General features: G+C 66.9%; 11 protein-coding genes. 10 read left to right on the top strand and 1 reads right to left on the bottom strand.

Annotated features, from left to right (window positions below; translation table 11 throughout):
- Positions 1–144 precede the first annotated feature (144 nt).
- The gene (locus A7X97_RS08755) at positions 145–1464 is read right to left on the bottom strand and encodes a M20 family metallopeptidase (RefSeq protein WP_088496586.1); all 1320 of its coding nucleotides are present in this window, start codon (positions 1462–1464) and stop codon (positions 145–147) included.
- Positions 1465–1650: 186 nt separating this feature from the next.
- On the opposite strand from A7X97_RS08755, the gene A7X97_RS08750 reads away from it, so the two are divergent.
- The 10 genes from A7X97_RS08750 to A7X97_RS08705 all read left to right on the top strand — a co-directional run bounded on the left by A7X97_RS08750 (position 1651) and on the right by A7X97_RS08705 (position 18208).
- Positions 1651–2895: an efflux RND transporter periplasmic adaptor subunit gene (locus A7X97_RS08750; RefSeq protein ID WP_069140039.1), complete on the top strand. Its 1245-nt coding sequence runs from the start codon at positions 1651–1653 to the stop codon at positions 2893–2895.
- A gap of 74 nt (positions 2896–2969) precedes the next feature.
- Positions 2970–6203: an efflux RND transporter permease subunit gene (locus A7X97_RS08745; protein ID WP_072168924.1), complete on the top strand. Its 3234-nt coding sequence runs from the start codon at positions 2970–2972 to the stop codon at positions 6201–6203.
- Positions 6204–6234: 31 nt separating this feature from the next.
- Positions 6235–9357 carry an efflux RND transporter permease subunit gene (locus A7X97_RS08740; protein WP_065186763.1) on the top strand — a complete coding sequence of 1041 codons (3123 nt, stop codon included), beginning with the start codon at positions 6235–6237 and terminating at the stop codon, positions 9355–9357.
- 286 nt (positions 9358–9643) lie between these two features.
- Entirely contained in the window at positions 9644–11713 is a 2070-nt protein-coding gene (locus tag A7X97_RS08735) for a TonB-dependent siderophore receptor (protein WP_111007829.1), read from the top strand.
- Between the two features lie 95 nt (positions 11714–11808).
- A complete protein-coding gene (gene yccS / locus A7X97_RS08730; protein ID WP_111007828.1) occupies positions 11809–13986 on the top strand; it encodes a YccS family putative transporter in 2178 nt (725 codons plus the stop codon).
- Between the two features lie 140 nt (positions 13987–14126).
- Positions 14127–14921 (top strand): SDR family NAD(P)-dependent oxidoreductase, encoded by a 795-nt coding sequence (locus A7X97_RS08725; protein ID WP_111007827.1) that lies wholly within the window; start codon positions 14127–14129, stop codon positions 14919–14921.
- A gap of 98 nt (positions 14922–15019) precedes the next feature.
- Positions 15020–16909 (top strand): MFS transporter, encoded by a 1890-nt coding sequence (locus A7X97_RS08720; protein ID WP_072168918.1) that lies wholly within the window; start codon positions 15020–15022, stop codon positions 16907–16909.
- Positions 16910–17138: 229 nt separating this feature from the next.
- The gene (locus tag A7X97_RS08715; protein ID WP_005419784.1) at positions 17139–17426 is read left to right on the top strand and encodes a CD225/dispanin family protein; all 288 of its coding nucleotides are present in this window, start codon (positions 17139–17141) and stop codon (positions 17424–17426) included.
- Between the two features lie 34 nt (positions 17427–17460).
- Positions 17461–17739, top strand: coding sequence for a CD225/dispanin family protein (locus tag A7X97_RS08710; RefSeq protein WP_005419785.1), 279 nt, complete (start codon positions 17461–17463; stop codon positions 17737–17739).
- A 43-nt stretch (positions 17740–17782) separates the two neighbouring features.
- Complete coding sequence (locus A7X97_RS08705; protein WP_049410657.1) at positions 17783–18208, top strand: DUF2752 domain-containing protein; 426 nt, start codon at positions 17783–17785, stop codon at positions 18206–18208.
- Positions 18209–18308 lie beyond the last annotated feature (100 nt).

Genomic DNA, 18308 nt, shown 5'->3' with positions numbered 1-18308 from the left:
AGCCCCCTGAGTCAGGGGGCGGCCGCGAAGCGGCAGGGGTCTGGAAGCTGGTAAGGGGGGCCCACCGTTCGCGCAGCGAACCGTGGGAGCGACAGCGCGCATGCGATGTCGCGTACCCAGGGCTGCAAGCCCTGCCGGCAACCCTCACCCCGCAGGCGAGCCGGCACCGTGCAGGTAATCCAGGCTCACCTGCAGCAACGCCCGCAGTCCCACATCCAGCGCCTTCTCATCCAGCAGGAACTTCGGCGAATGGTTGGCCGGCGCCGTCGCCGGGTCGATGCCCACGCTGGTGGATCCAACGAAGAAGAACATGCCCGGCACTTCCTTCGCGTACAGCGAGAAATCCTCCGCGCCCATCTGCAACGGCGGCTCGTACACGTTGTCCTTGCCCACGACCGCCTGCAGGCTCGGCAGCATCTTCGCGGTCAGCGCCGGGTCGTTCACCGTGGCCGGGTTGCCCTCCGACTCGTAGATGTCGGTCACCGCCTTCGCACCGTGCGCGGCGGCCGTGTGCTCGGCCACGTTGCGCAGGTCGGCAAAGATCTGCTGGCGCATGCCTTCGTCGAAGGTGCGGATGGTGCCGACCATCTCCACTTCATCAGGAATGATGTTGTAGCGGATGCCGCCGTTGATCGCGCCGAAGGTCAGCACCGCCGGTTGCTTGGACAGGTTGGCGCGGCGGCTGACGATGGTCTGCGCGGTGCCGACCAGATCAGCGGTGGCGACGATCGGGTCAACACCGTTCCACGGTGCCGAGCCGTGCGTCTGGCGACCGATCACCTTGATCCCGAAGCGATCCGAGGCGGCCATCAATGGGCCGCCGCGCACCGCGATCTGGCCGGCCTGCACGCTGGAGAACACATGCAGGCCGAACACTGCCTCCGGCTTGAAGTCGGCAAACAGCCCTTCCTTCAGCATCAGTGCCGCACCGCCCTCTTCCGGCGGCGGCGCGCCTTCCTCGGCCGGCTGGAAGATCAGCATCACCTGGCCCGGCAGGTCCTTCTTCATTGATACCAGCGCTTCGGCCACGCCGAGCAGGGTGGCGGTATGCGCGTCGTGGCCACAGGCATGCATCACGCCCACGGTCTGCCCGCGGTACTGGTCGGTGGCCTTGGAGGCGAACGGCAGGCCGGTCTGCTCGGTCACCGGCAACGCGTCCATGTCTGCACGCAATGCGATCTTCGGACCCGGCTTGCCGCCTTCGATGATCGCCACCACGCCATGGTGGGCGATGCCGGTCTTCGGCTTCAGGCCCATCGCACGCAGGCGCTTGGCGACCTCGGCCGAGGTGCGCGCCTCGCGGTTGGACAGCTCCGGGTGCTGGTGGAAATCACGGCGCCATTCGACCACCCGGGCCTGCAGCCGCTGCGCGGCGGCGGTCACTTCCGGGCGTTGCCCGTCCTGGGCATGGGCAAGCGCCGGCAGGGCCAGCAGCAGGGCGGACAGCAGCAGCGAACGGCGCATCGCAATCTCCACAGCAAGAGGGTTCCAGCTGAATGTAGGGCAACACCGGCGCCACGGGAACCTCCGGCGCCGCATCCGGTCTTAGCGCCCGTCCCATCCGTCATGCAGGAAACGTGATGTGGCACAGGTATGCTTTGCGCATTGTCCCGGCGTCCCGTCCGGTCCAGCCCTCTCGGAGTCCTCGTAATGTCACGTGTTTGGAAGATCGTGCTGCTGGTCGTGGCGATCCTGGTGCTGGCCGTGGTCGGCCTGCGCGTCATCGGCGGGGGCAAGGACAAGGCTGGAAAACCTGCTGCGGGCGCGCGCCAGGGCGGCGAAGATCCGAATGCCGGTCCAGTGCCGGTGACCGTGGTGGAGGCCACGCGCCAGGACGTGCCGGTGTATGCCAGCGCGCTGGGTACGGTGACCGCGATGAACACCGTCACCGTCAGCCCGCAGGTCGGCGGCCAGCTGATGAGCCTGAATTTCCGTGAAGGCCAGGAAGTGAAGCAGGGTGATGTGCTGGCGGTGATCGACCCGCGCACCGCCCAGGCCAGCTACGACCAGGCCGCTGCAGCCAAGCGCCAGAACGAGGCCCTGCTGGCCACCGCGCGCTCCAACTACCAGCGCTCGAACGCGCCGGAGTATCGCCAGTACGTCGCCAAGACCGATCTGGATACACAGCGAAACCAAGTGGCACAGTACGAAAGCGCCGTGGCCGCCAACGAGGCCAGCATGCGCTCGGCGCAGGTGCAGCTGCAGTACACCCGGGTCACCGCGCCGATCTCAGGCATCGCCGGCATCCGTGCGGTCGACGCCGGCAACGTGGTCAGCGCCGGTACCGCTCTGGTCACGCTGACCCAGATCCATCCGATCCACGTGCTGTTCAACCTGCCCGAGCGCCAGCTCGGCGATGTGCGCCAGGCGCAGGCCGCCGGCACGGTACCGGTGGCGGCGCTGGACCGCGCCGATTCGCACGTGCTGTCCGGCGACGGCAAGCTCGATGTGGTCGACAACCTGATCAGTGCCGACAGCGGCACGTTCAAGGCGCGCGCCGTATTCGACAACACCGACAACGGCCTGTGGCCGGGCCAGTTCGTCAACGTGCGCATGCAGCTGCGCACCATCGGCGGCGGCGTGGTCATTCCGACCCAGGCGGTGCTGCGTGGCCCGGACGGCGAGTACGTCTATGTCGTGCAGGGCGACAACACGGTGAAGATGCAGACCGTGCGCAGCGGCGTGGAAGTGGGCGACAGCCAGGTGCAGATCGCCGAAGGCCTCAAGGGTGGCGAGCGGGTGGTCAGCGAAGGCCAGTTCCGCCTGAAGCCGGGCAGCAAGGTCACCGCGCTGAAGCCGGGCGAGACCCCGGCCGCGCCGACCGAGGCCGAACTGAAGGCGGCCGAACAGAAGAACGCGGGCGGCGGTGGCCGTCGCGGTGGTGGCCCGCGCTGAGCGCAGGCCACGGTTCTCCCTCGCGCCGGCGGACCTGCCGGCGCCGACATTGAAGTGCCAGCAAGGATCAGTCCGTGGGCTTTTCGACGATCTTCATCCGCCGCCCGATCGCTACCTCGCTGTTGATGGCGGGCCTGTTGCTGCTGGGCATCCTCGGTTACCGCAAGCTGCCGGTGTCGGCGCTGCCGGAAATCGATGCGCCCAGCCTGGTGGTCACCACCCAGTACCCCGGCGCCAATGCCACCACCATGGCCTCGCTGGTCACCACCCCGCTGGAGCGCCAGTTCGGGCAGATCTCCGGGCTGGAACTGATGACGTCGGACTCGTCGGCCGGGTTGTCGACGATCATCCTGCAGTTCTCGATGGACCGCGACATCGACATCGCCGCGCAGGACGTGCAGGCGGCAATCCGTCAAGCCACCCTGCCCTCATCGCTGCCCTACCAGCCGGTCTACAACCGGGTGAATCCGGCCGACGCGGCCATCGTCACCCTGAAGCTGACCTCTGACACGCGCCCGCTGCGCGACGTCAACAACTACGCCGACTCGATCCTGGCCCAGCGCCTGTCGCAGGTGCAGGGCGTGGGCCTGGTCTCGATTGCCGGCAACGTGCGGCCCGCCGTGCGCATCCAGGTCAATCCGGCGCAGCTGTCGAACATGGGGCTGACCCTGGAACAGCTGCGCAGCGCGCTGACCCAGGCCAACGTCAACGCGCCGAAGGGTTCGTTGAACGGCAAGACCCAGTCCTACAGCATCGGCACCAACGACCAGCTGGCCAGCGCCGCCGAGTACCGCGACACCATCATCAGCTACAAGAACGGCCGCCCGGTGCGGCTGTCGGACGTGGCCGAGGTGATCGATGGCGTGGAGAACGACCAGTTGGCCGCCTGGGCCGATGGCAAGCCGGCGGTGCTGCTGGAAGTGCGCCGCCAGCCGGGCGCCAACATCGTGCAGACCGTCGAGCGCATCCGCGCGATCCTGCCGCAGCTGCAGGGCGTGCTGCCGGCCGACGTGCACCTGGAAATCTTCAACGATCGCACCGAGACCATCCGCGCCTCGGTGCATGAGGTGCAGTTCACCCTGATCCTCACCATCGGCCTGGTGGTGGCGGTGATCTTCGTGTTCCTGCGCCGCCTGTGGGCCACGATCATCCCGTCGGTGGCAGTACCGCTCTCGCTGGCCGGTACCTTCGCGGTGATGGCCTTCGCCGGCATGTCGCTGGACAACCTGTCGCTGATGGCGCTGGTGGTGGCCACCGGCTTCGTGGTCGACGATGCGATCGTGATGATCGAGAACATCGTGCGCTACATCGAGCAGGGCAAGAGCGGCAAGGAAGCGGCCGAGATCGGCGCACGCCAGATCGGCTTCACCGTGCTGTCGCTGACGGTCTCGCTGGTGGCGGTGTTCCTGCCGCTGCTGCTGATGCCCGGCGTCACCGGCCGCCTGTTCCACGAGTTCGCGTGGGTGCTGAGCATCGCCGTGGTGCTGTCGATGCTGATCTCGCTGACGCTCACCCCGATGATGTGCGCCTACCTGCTCAAGCCCGACGCCCTGCCCGAGGGCGAGGACGCGCATGAGCGCGCGGCAGCGGCCGGCAAGCAGAACCTGTGGACGCGCACCGTCGGCCTCTACGAGCACAGCCTGGACTGGGTGCTGGGCCACCAGCGCCTGACCCTGGCCGTGGCCGGTGGCGCGCTGGTGCTGACCGTGCTGCTGTACGTGCTGATCCCCAAGGGCCTGCTGCCCGAACAGGACACCGGCCTGATCACCGGCGTGGTGCAGGCCGACCAGAACATCGCCTTCCCGCAGATGGAGCAGCGCACCAGGCAGGTGGCCGAAGCGCTGCGCCAGGACCCGGATGTGACCGGCGTGTCGGCCTTCATTGGCGCGGGCAGCATGAATCCCACGCTCAACCAGGGCCAGCTGTCGATCGTGCTGAAGGAACGCGGCGAGCGCGATGGCCTGGATGAGATCCTGCCGCGCCTGCAGAAGGCGGTGGCGGGCATTCCGGGCGTGGCGCTGTACCTGAAGCCGGTACAGGACGTGACCCTGGATACCCGCGTGGCCGCCACCGAGTACCAGTACTCGCTGTCGGACGTGGATTCGGCGACGGTGGCGACCCAGGCCACGCGCCTGACCGAAGCGCTGCGCAAGCGCCCGGAACTGGCCGACGTCGACAACAACCTGTCCAACCAGGGCCGCGCCCTGGAGCTGAACATCGACCGCGACAAGGCCAGCGTGCTGGGCGTGCCGATGCAGACCATCGACGACACGCTCTACGATGCGTTCGGCCAGCGCCAGATCTCGACCATCTTCACCGAGCTCAACCAGTATCGCGTGGTGCTGGAAGTGGCACCGGAGTTCCGCACCAGCACCGCGCTGATGGAACAGCTGGCGGTCGCCTCCAACGGCGCCGGCGCATTGACCGGCACCAATGCCACCAGCTTCGGCCAGGTCACCTCCTCCAACTCGTCCACCGCCACCGGCATCGGCGCGCAGAACACCGGCATCACCGTCGGCGCCGGCAACATCATTCCGCTGTCGGCGCTGGCCGAAGGCAAGGTGAGCAGCGCACCGCTGGTGGTCAGCCACCAGCAGCAGCTGCCGGCGGTGACGGTGTCGTTCAACGTGGCGCCGGGCTATTCGCTGTCCGAAGCGGTGCGAGCGATCCAGGAGACCAAGGACAGCCTGGACATGCCGGCACACCTGCATGCCGAATTCATCGGCAAGGCCGCTGAATTCACCGGCAGCCAGACCGATGTGGTGTGGCTGCTGCTGGCCTCGCTGGTGGTGATCTACATCGTGCTGGGCGTGCTCTACGAGAGCTACATCCACCCGATCACGATCATCTCCACCCTGCCGCCGGCCGGTGTCGGCGCGCTGCTGGCGCTGATGCTGTGCGGGCTGAGCCTGTCGGTGGATGGCATCGTCGGCATCGTGCTGCTTATCGGCATCGTCAAGAAGAACGGCATCATGATGGTCGACTTCGCCATCGAAGCCCGCCGCGCCGGCGCCAACGCGCACGAGGCGATCCGCCGCGCCTGCCTGCTGCGCTTCCGCCCGATCATGATGACCACCGCCGCGGCCATGCTTGGCGCGCTGCCGCTGGCGCTGGGCACCGGCATCGGTTCGGAGCTGCGCCGCCCGCTGGGTATCGCCATCGTTGGCGGCCTGCTGCTGTCGCAGTTGGTGACCCTGTACACCACGCCGGTGATCTACCTGTACATGGAGCGCTTCTCCGAGTGGCTGGCGCGCCGCCGCGAACAGCGTGCGCTGCGCGACGGTTCGCTGCAGGAGCCGCAGGCATGATCCACGCCCCGCTGCCGTGGGGGGCCGCACGATGAACCTGTCCGGCCCCTTCATCCGCCGCCCGATCGGCACCGCACTGCTGGCCATCGGCTTGTTCATGGTCGGCCTGATCTGCTACCTGCGCCTGGGCGTATCGGCGCTGCCGAACATCGAGATCCCGGTGATCTTCGTGCATGCCAGCCAGTCCGGCGCCGACGCGGCGACCATGGCCTCGACGGTCACCGCGCCGCTGGAACGCCATCTCGGCCAGCTGCCGGGCATCGATCGCATGCGCTCGTCGAGCTCGGAAGGCAGCTCGCTGGTGTTCATGATCTTCCAGAGCGGCCACAACATCGATTCGGCGGCACTGGATGTACAAACGGCGATCAACTCGGCTCAGGCCGACCTGCCCTCGGGCATGGGCTCGCCGATGTACCAGAAGGCGAACCCGAACGACGACCCGGTGATCGCCATCGCGCTGACCTCGCAGACGCAGTCGGCCGACGAGCTCTACAACGTGGCCGACTCGCTGCTGGCGCAGCGCATCCGCCAGATCAGCGGCGTCGCCTCGGTCGACATCGCTGGCGCGTCGACGCCTGCGGTGCGCGTGGATGTCAACCTGCGCCTGATGAACGCGTTGGGCCTGACCGCCGATGACCTGCGCAACGCAGTGCGCGCGGCCAACGTGACCTCGCCCACCGGCTTCCTCAGCGATGGCAACACCACCACGGCGATCATCGCCAACGACTCGGTGGCGCGCGCCGCCGACTTCGCCGACCTGGTGGTCAAGACCCAGGGCGACGGCCGGGTGATCCGGCTGAAGGACATCGCCAACGTCTACGACGGCCAGCAGGATGCCTACCAGGCGGCGTGGTTCGACCACAAGCCGGCGGTGGTGATGTACGTGTTCACCCGCGCCGGCGCCAACATCGTGGAGACCGTAGACCGGGTCAAGGCGCAGATCCCGACCCTGCGCGACTACCTGCAGCCGGGCACCACGATGACGCCGTACTTCGACCGTACGCCGACCATCCGTTCGTCGCTGCATGAAGTGCAGGTCACCCTGCTGATCAGCCTGGCGATGGTGGTGCTGACCATGGCGCTGTTCCTGCGCCGGCTGGCCCCCACCCTGATCGCGGCGGTGACCGTGCCGCTGTCGCTGGCCGGCGCCGCGCTGGTGATGTACGTGATGGGCTTCACCCTGAACAATCTGAGCCTGCTGGCGCTGGTGATCGCGATCGGCTTCGTGGTCGACGATGCGATCGTGGTGATCGAGAACATCATGCGCCACCTCGACGAAGGCATGCCGCGCATGCAGGCGGCGTTGACCGGTGCGCGCGAGATCGGCTTCACCATCGTCTCGATCACCGCCTCGCTGGTGGCGGTGTTCATCCCGCTGCTGTTCGCCAGTGGCATGATGGGCGCGTTCTTCCGCGAGTTCACCGTCACCCTGGTGGCGGCCATCGTGGTTTCGATGATCGTCTCGCTGACATTGACCCCGGCGCTGTGCAGCCGCTTCCTCAGCGCGCACGACCACAGCGCGCCGCCGTCGCGTTTCGGCCGCTGGCTGGACGCCGGCCACGAGCGGATGCTGCGCATCTACACCGTGTTCCTCGATTTCTCGCTGCGCCACGCGCTGCTGCTGTCGCTGACGCCACTGATCCTGATCGGCGTCACCATCTTCCTGTTCGGCGCGGTGAAGAAGGGCGCGTTCCCGCCGCAGGACACCGGCCTGATCTGGGGCCGCGCCAACTCCAGTGCCACCGTGTCGTTCGAGGACATGGTCGCGCGCCAGCGCCGCATCACCGACATGCTGATGGCCGACCCGGCGGTGAAGACGGTGGGTGTACGCCTGGGCAGCGGCCGCCAGGGCTCCAGTGCACAGTTCAACATCGAGCTGAAATCACGCAGCGACGGCCGCCGCGAAACCACCGCGCATGCGTTGGCGCGCCTCAGCGCCAAGGCCGATCGCTATCCCGACCTGCAGCTGCGCCTGCGCGCGATCCAGGACCTGCCCAGCAACGATGGCGGCGGTTCCAGCCAGGGCGCGCAGTACCGCATCTCGCTGCAGGGCAACGACCTGGCCGCACTGCAGGAATGGCTGCCCAAGCTGCAGGCGGAACTGAAGAAGAACCCGAAGCTGCGCGACGTCGGGACCGACGTGGACAATGCCGGCCTGCGCCAGAACATCCAGATCGACCGCGCAAAGGCCGCGCGCCTGGGCATCACGGTGGGCGCCATCGACGGCGCGCTGTATGGTGCGTTCGGCCAGCGCCAGATCTCCACCATCTATTCGGACATCAACCAGTACAGCGTGGTGGTCAATGCCCTGCCCTCGCAGACCGCCACCCCGGCGGCGCTGGATGAGGTGTACGTGCGTGCGCGCAACGGCGACATGGTGCCGATCACCGCGGTGGCCACGCAGATGCCTGGCCTGGCCCCATCGCAGATCACCCACGAGAACCAGTACACGACGATGGACCTCAGCTACAACCTGGCTCCCAACGTGAGCATGGGCGAGGCCAAGGCGATCATCGACGCGACCGTGGCCGGCATGCGCATGCCCGGCGACATCCGCCTGGCCGACGATGCGGGCTTCGGCTTCAACTCCGATCCCAGCGACATGCTGATCCTGGTGTTCGCCGCAATCCTGACCGTGTACCTGGTACTGGGCATGCTCTACGAGAGCCTGATCCATCCGGTCACCATCCTGTCCACGCTGCCGGCGGCCGGTGTCGGTGCGCTGCTGGCCCTGTTCGGCACCAACACCGAGCTGTCGGTGATCTCGATGATCGCGCTGGTGCTGCTGATCGGCATCGTCAAGAAGAACGCGATCATGATGATCGACTTCGCACTGGTGGCGCAGCGCGAGCATGGGCTGGCGCCGCGCGATGCCGCACGCGAGGCCAGCATCGTGCGCTTCCGCCCGATCATGATGACCACGATGGTCGCGATCCTGGCCGCAGTGCCGCTGGCGATCGGCCTGGGTGAAGGGTCCGAGCTGCGCCGCCCGCTGGGCATCGCGATGATCGGCGGCCTGCTGTTCTCGCAGAGCCTGACCCTGCTCAGTACGCCGGCACTGTACGTGATCTTCTCCTGCCTGGCCGAGCGCTGGCGCGCCCGTCGCGCGCGCAGGCGCGAAGCGAAGCTGCTCAAGCGCGCGCAGCGGGCGTAGTAGAGCCCATCCACGCATGGCGTGGATCTAGTTCTCGATACTGCGAATCTGCCGGCCAGCGGCCGGCACTACCACCGGCGCGGAGGGTGGGTGCGGACCGTTGGTCCGCACGCCTCCCGGTTTGACGTGCTGTAACGAAAAGAGAACAATTCCCCTCCAGCCATGGTCCTGCGCCCCTTCGCGGCGCCCCGCTGCCCTCTCCGGCAAGCCTGCGTGATCCCAGCCATCAACCTTTTCCCCCATGCGGGCGGATGGCGCGTGGCCGTTCGCCGAGGATGACTGAACCATGTTCCTGCACCCACTCTGCCGCCCGGCCCTGCTTGCCGTTTCCCTGTCACTGGCCTGTGCCGCGCATGCCCAGTCCGTACCCGAGCGCACCCATCGGAACCGCAGTGCCACCGATCTGGATGCGGTGAAGGTCACCGCCGAACGCACCCACGCCGATACCGGCGCTCTTGGTGATCGCGTGCCGCGTGATACCCCGTTCGCGATCACCGCCGTGGGCCGCGAGCAGATCGAGCAGCGCCAAGTGGTCTCGCTGGGCGAAGCGTTCCTGCTCGACCCTTCGGTCACCACCCAGGTCAGCGCCTATGCCAGTGGCTGGAGTTCGCCGATCCGCAACCGTGGCATCGACCTGAACTTCGACAGCTATCGCGTCAATGGCCTGCAGGTTTCCTCGTGGGGTACCGAGTGGCCGCTGGAAGTGATGGAACAGGTCGATCTGCTGAAAGGCCCGGGTGGATTCCTTTATGGTTTCGGTGCCCCCGGTGGCATCGTCAACTACATCACCAAGAAGCCGACCGATACGCCCACCTTCTCCACCCAGCTGGGCTGGCGCGAGCAGGGCATCGTCAGTGCCGGGATGGACGTCGGCGGCCGCTTCGGCAACGAGCAGATGTTCGGTTATCGCTTCAATGCTTTCGAGGAAAAGGGTGAGACCTTCAATGGTGGCCACGTCGATCGCAAGGTGGGCGCACTGTCGCTGGACGCGCGCCTGAGCGACGCACTGATCTGGACCTTCGACGGCGTGTTCCAGTCACGCGACCTGCGCGAGGAATCGCCGCAGTACTACTTCCGCGGACTGACCTCGTTGCCGCGACCGATCGCCGGGAATACCGGCAACAGTGTCCCCGGCACCTACTACGACACTCGTTCCAGCCTGTTGTCGACCCGCTTGGACTGGCAGATCAACAGCGACTGGAAAACCAGCCTGAGTTACGGCGTCACCACCTCGTGGAATGACGTCAACAAGATCTTCGCCTACATCGATTCGCCCAATGGCGACTATGACGTCAACGTCTATGAACTGGGTGGCAAGAGCGAGTGGAAGCTGGCGCAGGCGATGCTGCAGGGCAGCTTCCACACCGGTCCGCTGCAGCATCAGGTGGTGGCAGGCATCAGTCACCAGACCGGGCTGGGCTGGGACCGTCCCTACGAATGGAGCCTGATCGGCCGCGCCAACCTGTACCAGCGCCATGCCATCCGCCATGACGCCGTCGGTTCACGGGTGATGACCCGCGGCGACGAGACCGTGCAGCAGGCCGTGTTCGCAAGCGATACCGTCGATCTCGGCAGCGGCTGGTCGGTGCTGGCGGGCTGGCGCTACAACGATTACGAGACCAAGGGCCGCTACCACACCTATCCGGTCACACCGACCTATGCCGTGATGTTCAAGCCCAGCGAGGCGGTCACCCTCTACGCCAGCTACATCGAATCGCTGGAAGCGGGCAGCCGCGTAGGCAACAACTACATCAACGCCGGTGATGTGCTCGACCCGACCCTCAGCAAGCAGTACGAGATCGGCGCGAAGGCCGAGGCCGCGCGCTGGAACGCGAACGTGGCGGTGTTCCGGCTGGAGCGTGGCGCCAACATCGATGAATTCACACCGGCCGGCAAGCGCCTGGTGCAGGACGGCATCACGCTGTACGAAGGCATCGAGGCCAGTGCCGACCTGCACCTCAGCGATGTCCTCACGATTGGCGGAGGCGTCACCTGGCTGGACCCGACCTACGACAGGCTGTCCCCGGCCAGCGCTGCACAGGAGGGCAACCGTACCGCCGGTGCGGCACGCTGGAGCGGGGTCGTGCACGCCACCTACCAGCTGCCGTGGGTGGATGGCCTGGAAACATACGCCGCGGTGCGCTACTACGGCGATGTCTGGTACGACGCCGACAACACCCTGAAGCTGCCCGATTACACGCTGGTCAATGCAGGCATCGGCTACCGCCTGCTCGCCTCCGGTCATCCGGTGACCGTGCGCGCCAGCGTCGAGAACCTGGCCAACCGGAGGTACTGGTCCAACGCCGGCACAGGCCTGCCACGCACGTTCGCTGTGAGCGTGCGGTTCGACATGTAGGGCCCGGCAGCACCGTGGGTGCGGACCGTTGGTCCGCCCTCCATATTTCACGCGCAGCCCGCAATAATGGTGGAAGACCCTTCCACCGAGCCTGCATGTCCGCCCGCCAATCCCGCCTCAGCCGCCTGTGGGCCCACGAAAAGGCCAGCTACGGCCTGCGCGTGTTCATCGCGCTGACCGCGGCCGTGGCCGTGTGCTGGCAGTTCGACGCGCTGACCGCCCTGCCCGGCGTATTCCTCGGCATCATCGCAAGCGCCATCGCAGAAACGGACGACAACTGGTGGGGCCGGATCAAGGCCGTGGTGTTGTCACTGTTGTGCTTCTGCATTGCGGCAGCCTCGGTGATCTGGCTGTTCCCGTGGCCGTGGATCTTCATCGGCGCGCTGGCACTGTCCACCTTCGGCCTGACCCTGCTTGGCGCGCTCGGTGAGCGCTACGCATCCATTGCCCAGGCCACGGTGACGCTGGCGATCTACACCATGATCGGCTTGGAGCAGCATGGCGCCAGCGACCTGCACAGCGCGCTGGACGCGGTCAGCCATCTGCTGGCCGGTGCAGCCTGGTACGGGCTGCTGTCGATCCTGTGGACTGCGCTGTTCGCCAACCGGCCGGTGCGCGAACGCGTGGCGCGGCTGTACGTTGAGCTGGGCCGCTACCTGCAGCTGAAGGCTGCGCTGTTCGAGCCAGTGCGCGAAGCCGACCTGCAACGTCGCCAGCTCGACCTGGCGGAACAGAACCGGCGCGTGGTCGGTGCGTTGAACGAGGCCAAGACCGCGATCCTGGCCCGCTTCGGCCGTTCCGGGCGGCCGGGCGTGAACTCCGGCCTGTACCTGCGCCTGTATTACATGGCACAGGATTTCCACGAGCGCGCCAGTTCCTCGCACTACCCGTATGGCGCGCTGGTGGACGCCTTCTTCCACAGCGATGTGCTTTACCGCTGCCAGCGCCTGCTCGACCTGCAGGGCCAGGCCTGTGCCCGCCTGGGCGAGGCGATCCGGCTGCGTCGTCCGTTCGTATACGGCGAAAGCAACCAGCAGGCCGGGCGCGACCTGGCCGACGCGCTCGCCTACCTGCGTGACCAGCAGCGCCCGCAGTGGCAGCGCCTGCTCGGCTCGCTGGACCTGCTGGTTCACAACCTGCGCAGCATCGAGCGCCGCCTGCTGGATGCCGAACGTTCCGAAGCCAGCCTGGACAACGTCGACACCCGCCTGCGCGACAGCAACCCGCATACCCTGCGCGAGATGGGCGTGCGCATCCGCCAGCAGCTCACGCCCGGCTCGGTGCTGTTCCGCCATGACCTGCGCATGGCACTGGCACTGATCGCCGGCTTTGCAGCGATCCGGCTGTTCAATGCGCAGAACGGTTCATGGGTACTGCTGACCATCGTGTTCGTGTGCCGGCCCAACTTCGGCGCCACCCGCCAGCGCCTGGCACAGCGCATCGTCGGCACCGTCGCCGGACTGGTGCTGACCTGGGCACTGCTGCAGCTGTTCCCGCAGCTGCACGTACAGCTGCTGATCGCACTGCTGTCGGCACTGTTGTTCTTCTTCACCCGCACCGACCGCTACCTGGTGGCATCAGCCGCGATCACCGTGATGGCGCTGACCTGCTTCAACCTGATCGGCGATGGCTTCGTGCTGATCGTACCGCGCATGGTCGATACGCTGTTGGGCTGCGCGATCGCAGCGGCGGCAGCGTTCCTGATCCTGCCCGACTGGCAGGGCCGCCAGTTGCATCTCGTCCTGGCACGCGTGCTGGACACTGCCGCTCGCTACCTGGATTCGGTGCTGGGCCAGTACCGCAGCGGCATGCGCGACGACCTGGCCTACCGCATCGCCCGCCGCGACATGCACAACGCCGACGCCGCGCTGTCCACCGCACTGTCGAACATGCTGCGCGAACCCGGCCACGTGCGCCGCAACCTGGATGCCGGCTTCCGCTTCCTGGCGCTGTCCAACACGCTGCTGGGGCATCTGTCGGCGCTGGGTGCGCACCGCGACCAGGTGGACAGCTACGCAGGCGATCCACTGGCGCTGGCCGCGGGCGATCGCGTGCGCAAGGCACTTCAGGAGCTGGCGACGGCGCTGACCGCGCGGCAACCCGTCGCGGACGATGACAACGACGCCGACCGCGCGGTGGCTGCCGAGCTGGAGCAGATCGACGAGGCGATGCCACCGAAACTTCAGTTGATCCGTACCCAGATGGCGCTGGTACTGCGCATGCTGCCGAAGGTGCGTGCCGCGGCCAATGAGGCGGTGACCAACCTGACCTGATTCCTTGTCGCTGGTCGGACATCCCATCCGCGCGTGGCGTGGATCTACTGCACCGTGTGCAACCGTGTGTTGCGCCTTGCGATGCATCCCGATCACGTTCCCGCGCGGATACTGGGCAGCTCCCGCTCCGGATCATCACCATGAAAATCGAACTCAGCGGCCGCACCGCGCTGGTCACCGCCTCCACCGCCGGCATCGGCCTGGCCATCGCCCAAGGCCTGGCCAGCGCTGGTGCGCGGGTCATTGTCAATGGCCGCAGCACCAGCAGCGTCGAGCGCGCCCGCCAGCATCTGCTCGCGGCCGTGCCGGGAGCCGACGTATTGGATGTCGCCGCCGACCTCTCCGATGCGGCCGGTGTCGATACGCTGCTGGCTGGGCTGCCGAGGGTCGACATCCTGGTCAACAACGCTGGCATCTTCGGCCCAGAGGATTTCTTCCAGACCGATGACGCCACCTGGGAGCGCTACTGGCAGACCAACGTGATGTCCGGCGTACGCCTGTCGCGTGCGCTGCTGCCAGCGATGGTCGATGCCGGCTGGGGCCGCGTGCTGTTCATTTCGTCCGAATCGGCGCGCAACATCCCGGTCGACATGATCCATTACGGGGTCAGCAAGACCGCGCAGCTGTCACTGTCGCGCGGCCTGGCCAAGCGCGTGGCCGGCAGCGGCGTCACCGTCAACGCGGTGCTGCCCGGCCCGACCCTGTCCGATGGCTTCGCGGCGATGTTCGAGGATGAACGCCGGCGCAGCGGCAAGCCGCTGGAGCAGATCGGCCGCGAGTTCGTGATGGCACACCGGCCGTCCTCGGTGATCCAGCGCACTGCCACGGTCGAGGAAGTGGCCAACATGGTGGTGTACCTGGCGTCGCCGCAGGCTTCGGCCACGTCCGGTGCGGCACTGCGCGTGGATGGTGGCGTGGTCGACGATATCGTCTGAGTCCGACGGCAGGTGTGCGGACCAACGGTCCGCACCCACAGGTCCGCACCCACAGCGGATGGGCAGGAATGCTAGGCTGCGCCGGTCAAGGAGGTTCCATGTCCGGTCACAACCAGTTTGCCCTGCTCCGCCAGCGCCGTTTCCTGCCGTTCTTCGTGGTACAGGCGCTCGGTGCTTTCAACGACAACGTGTACCGGCAAGCGATCATCAGCATGTTGCTGTTCATGGCCGTGCCAGAAGAGGAACTCGGGCTGTACGCCACGTTGGCACCGGCCATCTTCATCCTGCCGTATTTCCTGTTCTCGGCGCTGGCCGGGCAGATCGCCGACAAACTGGAAAAATCGCGGTTGATCGTGATCACCACCACCATGGAGATCGTGATCATGTCGCTGGCGGCGGCCGGCTTCCTCACCCAGAGCCTGCCGGTGTTGCTGGTCGCCCTGTTCTGCACCGGCATGCAATCGACCCTGTTCGGCCCGGTGAAGTATTCGGTGCTGCCGTCGGTGCTCAGGCCCGAGGAACTGACCGGCGGCAACGGCCTGGTCGAGATGGGGACCTCGATGTCGATCCTCTCCGGCATGATCGTCGGCGGCCTGGTGTTCACCGTGGCCGGGAGCCACGGCACGGTGGTGGCTGCGTGCGCGATCATCGCCCTGGCGATCTGCGGCAACATCGCCGCGCGCCTGATTCCCAGGGTCGATGCAGGCGACCCGACCCTGAAGATCAACTGGAACCCGTTGCCGGAATCGCTGGCGGTACTGCGCATGGCGCGCCAGCAGAAGGCCGTGCGCAACTCGATCCTGGGCGTGTCCTGGTTCTGGTTCGTTGGCACCGTGCTGACCTCGCAGCTACCGGCCTACGCGGTGACCAACCTGGGCGGCGAGCCGACCCTGTACATCTTTGCGCTGGCCCTGTTCTCGGTCGGCACCGGCGTCGGCTCGCTGCTGTGCGAGAAGCTGTCGGCACGCACGGTGGAAATCGGCCTGGTACCGCTGGGCGCGTTCGGCATGACCGCATTCCTGCTCGACCTGTACTTCGCCCGCAGCGGCGAAGCGACCGTGCACGGACTGACCATCGCGCCGTTCCTGCAGCAGCCCGGCAGCATCCGCATCGTCATCGACCTGGTCGGCATCGGCCTGTTCACCGGCATCTTCGTGGTGCCGCTTTTCGCGCTGATCCAGAGCCGCACGCCGAAGGCGCAGATGTCGCGCGTGTTCGCCGCACTGAACATCCAGAACTCGGGCTTCATCGTCGCTGCAGCGTTGCTGTCGCTGGCCGCGCACACGCTGCTGCACTGGACCATTCCGCAGCAGTTCCTGGCGCTGGCCATCGCCAACGCGCTGGTGGCGATCTACATCTTCACCATCGTCCCCGAATTCCTGATGCGCTTCCTCAGCTGGCTGATGGTGCGCACCCTGTACCGGCTGCGCCCGCACGGCATCGAGGCCAACGTGCCCGACGAAGGCGCCGCGCTGCTGGTCTGCAACCACGTCAGCTACATGGACGCGCTGATCCTGTCGGCGACGATTCCGCGCCCGGTGCGCTTCGTCATGTACTACAGGATCTTCAACATCCCGGTAATGCGCTGGATCTTCCGGACCGCCAAGGCAATCCCGATCGCCGGTGCGCGCGAAGACCCGGCACTGATGCAGCGGGCGTTCGACGAGATCGACGCTGCGCTGGCCGAAGGCGAACTGGTCTGCATCTTCCCCGAGGGTGCGCTGACCCGCGACGGGGAGATGGCGCCGTTCAAGTCCGGCGTCGAGAAGATCCTCGAGCGCCGGCCGGTGCCGGTGGTGCCGATGGCGCTGCGCGGCATGTGGTCGAGCATGTGGAGTCGCCGCGACAGCCGCCTCGGCCGCATGCGGGTGCCGCGCCGTTTCCGCGCTACCGTCGAGGTCGTGGCGGCACCGGCCGTCGATGGCCACGCCACCCGCGCCCCGGTGCTGGAGGCGCAGGTGCGGGCCCTGCGTGGCGATCACGCCTGATCGGCCCGGCGGCCGTCGGTAGCGCTTCCAGGCGATAGCCCCAATCCCCGGAATGACGGCCTCTGTCTCATGACAGAGGCCCGTCAAATAGCGCCCAGTCAAGGGCCATGCACGCCAGCATCTGACTGTAAACGCATACATGCAGCGCAGGTTGAGGTAGATTACGCACCCACAGGGGGGAGGTTCGGCCAATGCACCAAGGCCGGCCACCAAGGAATGGAGTCTTGCTTTGAATCAACCGCCACCGCTCAGCCGTCCGGTCTACATCCCCAACCATCTGGTCTGGGCGATCCTGACGACGCTGTTCTGCTGCCTGCCGTTGGGCGTGGTGTCGATCGTCTATGCCTCCCAGGTCGATGGCCGCCGCGCGGCCGGCGACCTGCCGGGGGCCTACAGCGCGTCGCGCAAGGCGGGCTGGTGGGCGGTGGCTTCGGCCGTGGCCCTGCCGGTCCTGTTGCTGTTGTGGTTCGGGCTGTTCGGCGGCTTGGCCGTACTGGGCGCTCTTTCCGACCAATGATTCACCACCACCACCCATCAAGGAGCTTGAACCCATGAATACCGCCACTCCGCAGGTCCCGAACAATCTGGTCTGGGCCATCCTGAGCACCCTGTTCTGCTGCCTGCCGGCCGGCATCGTGTCGATCGTCTACGCCGCCCAGGTCAACGGCAAGCTGGCCGCTGGCGACATCGCCGGTGCCCAGGAATCCTCGGCCAAGGCCAAGAAGTGGGCCATCTGGTCGGCCATTGCCGCCGTCGTGGTCGGCGTGCTGTACGGCATCCTGATCGTCGCTCTCGGCGGCATGGGTGCGATGAGCAACAGCGGCTACTGATCCGCGTGGACGGATCCGGCGCCTGCGCCGGATCCGTTGCTGCATGTCCGCACTGCCCACCCGATCCCGACTGGCCCGCTGGGCACCACTGCTGGCCGCCACCGGCCTGGCCGCCGGTGCCGCGCTGGTGCTGCGCAACGTCAATCCGTATGTCGCCGGCAATCCCTTGCCGAGCTGCCCGCTGTACGCGCTGACCGGCCTGTACTGCCCGGGCTGTGGCAGCACCCGCTGCCTGTATTCGTTGGTCCATTTCGACCTGCCCGGCGCGATGGCGATGAACCCGCTGCTGGTCATCAGCCTGCCCTTCCTCCTGCTGATGCTGCTGAACGTCGCCGGCATCCGTCCGCGCCTGCTGGACCCGCTGATGCGGGTGCTGGCCAATCCCACGTTCTGGCTCTGGGTACTGCCCGGGTATGCGCTGCTGCGTAACCTGCCGTGGGCACCGTTCACGGCGCTGGCACCGATCTAGGATTCCAGCCAACGGCGCAGCCCCTCGTGGTGGGCGGCGTTTGTCGGTCATGGGATTGGCCGGGCGGGTGGACTGCGCAGGGGGCGCTGCAAGTACGTCC

It is taken from the genome of Stenotrophomonas sepilia, assembly GCF_003244875.1.
Taxonomy (GTDB): Bacteria; Pseudomonadota; Gammaproteobacteria; order Xanthomonadales; family Xanthomonadaceae; genus Stenotrophomonas; species Stenotrophomonas sepilia.
This window is presented reverse-complemented; position numbering and strand designations above follow the sequence as displayed.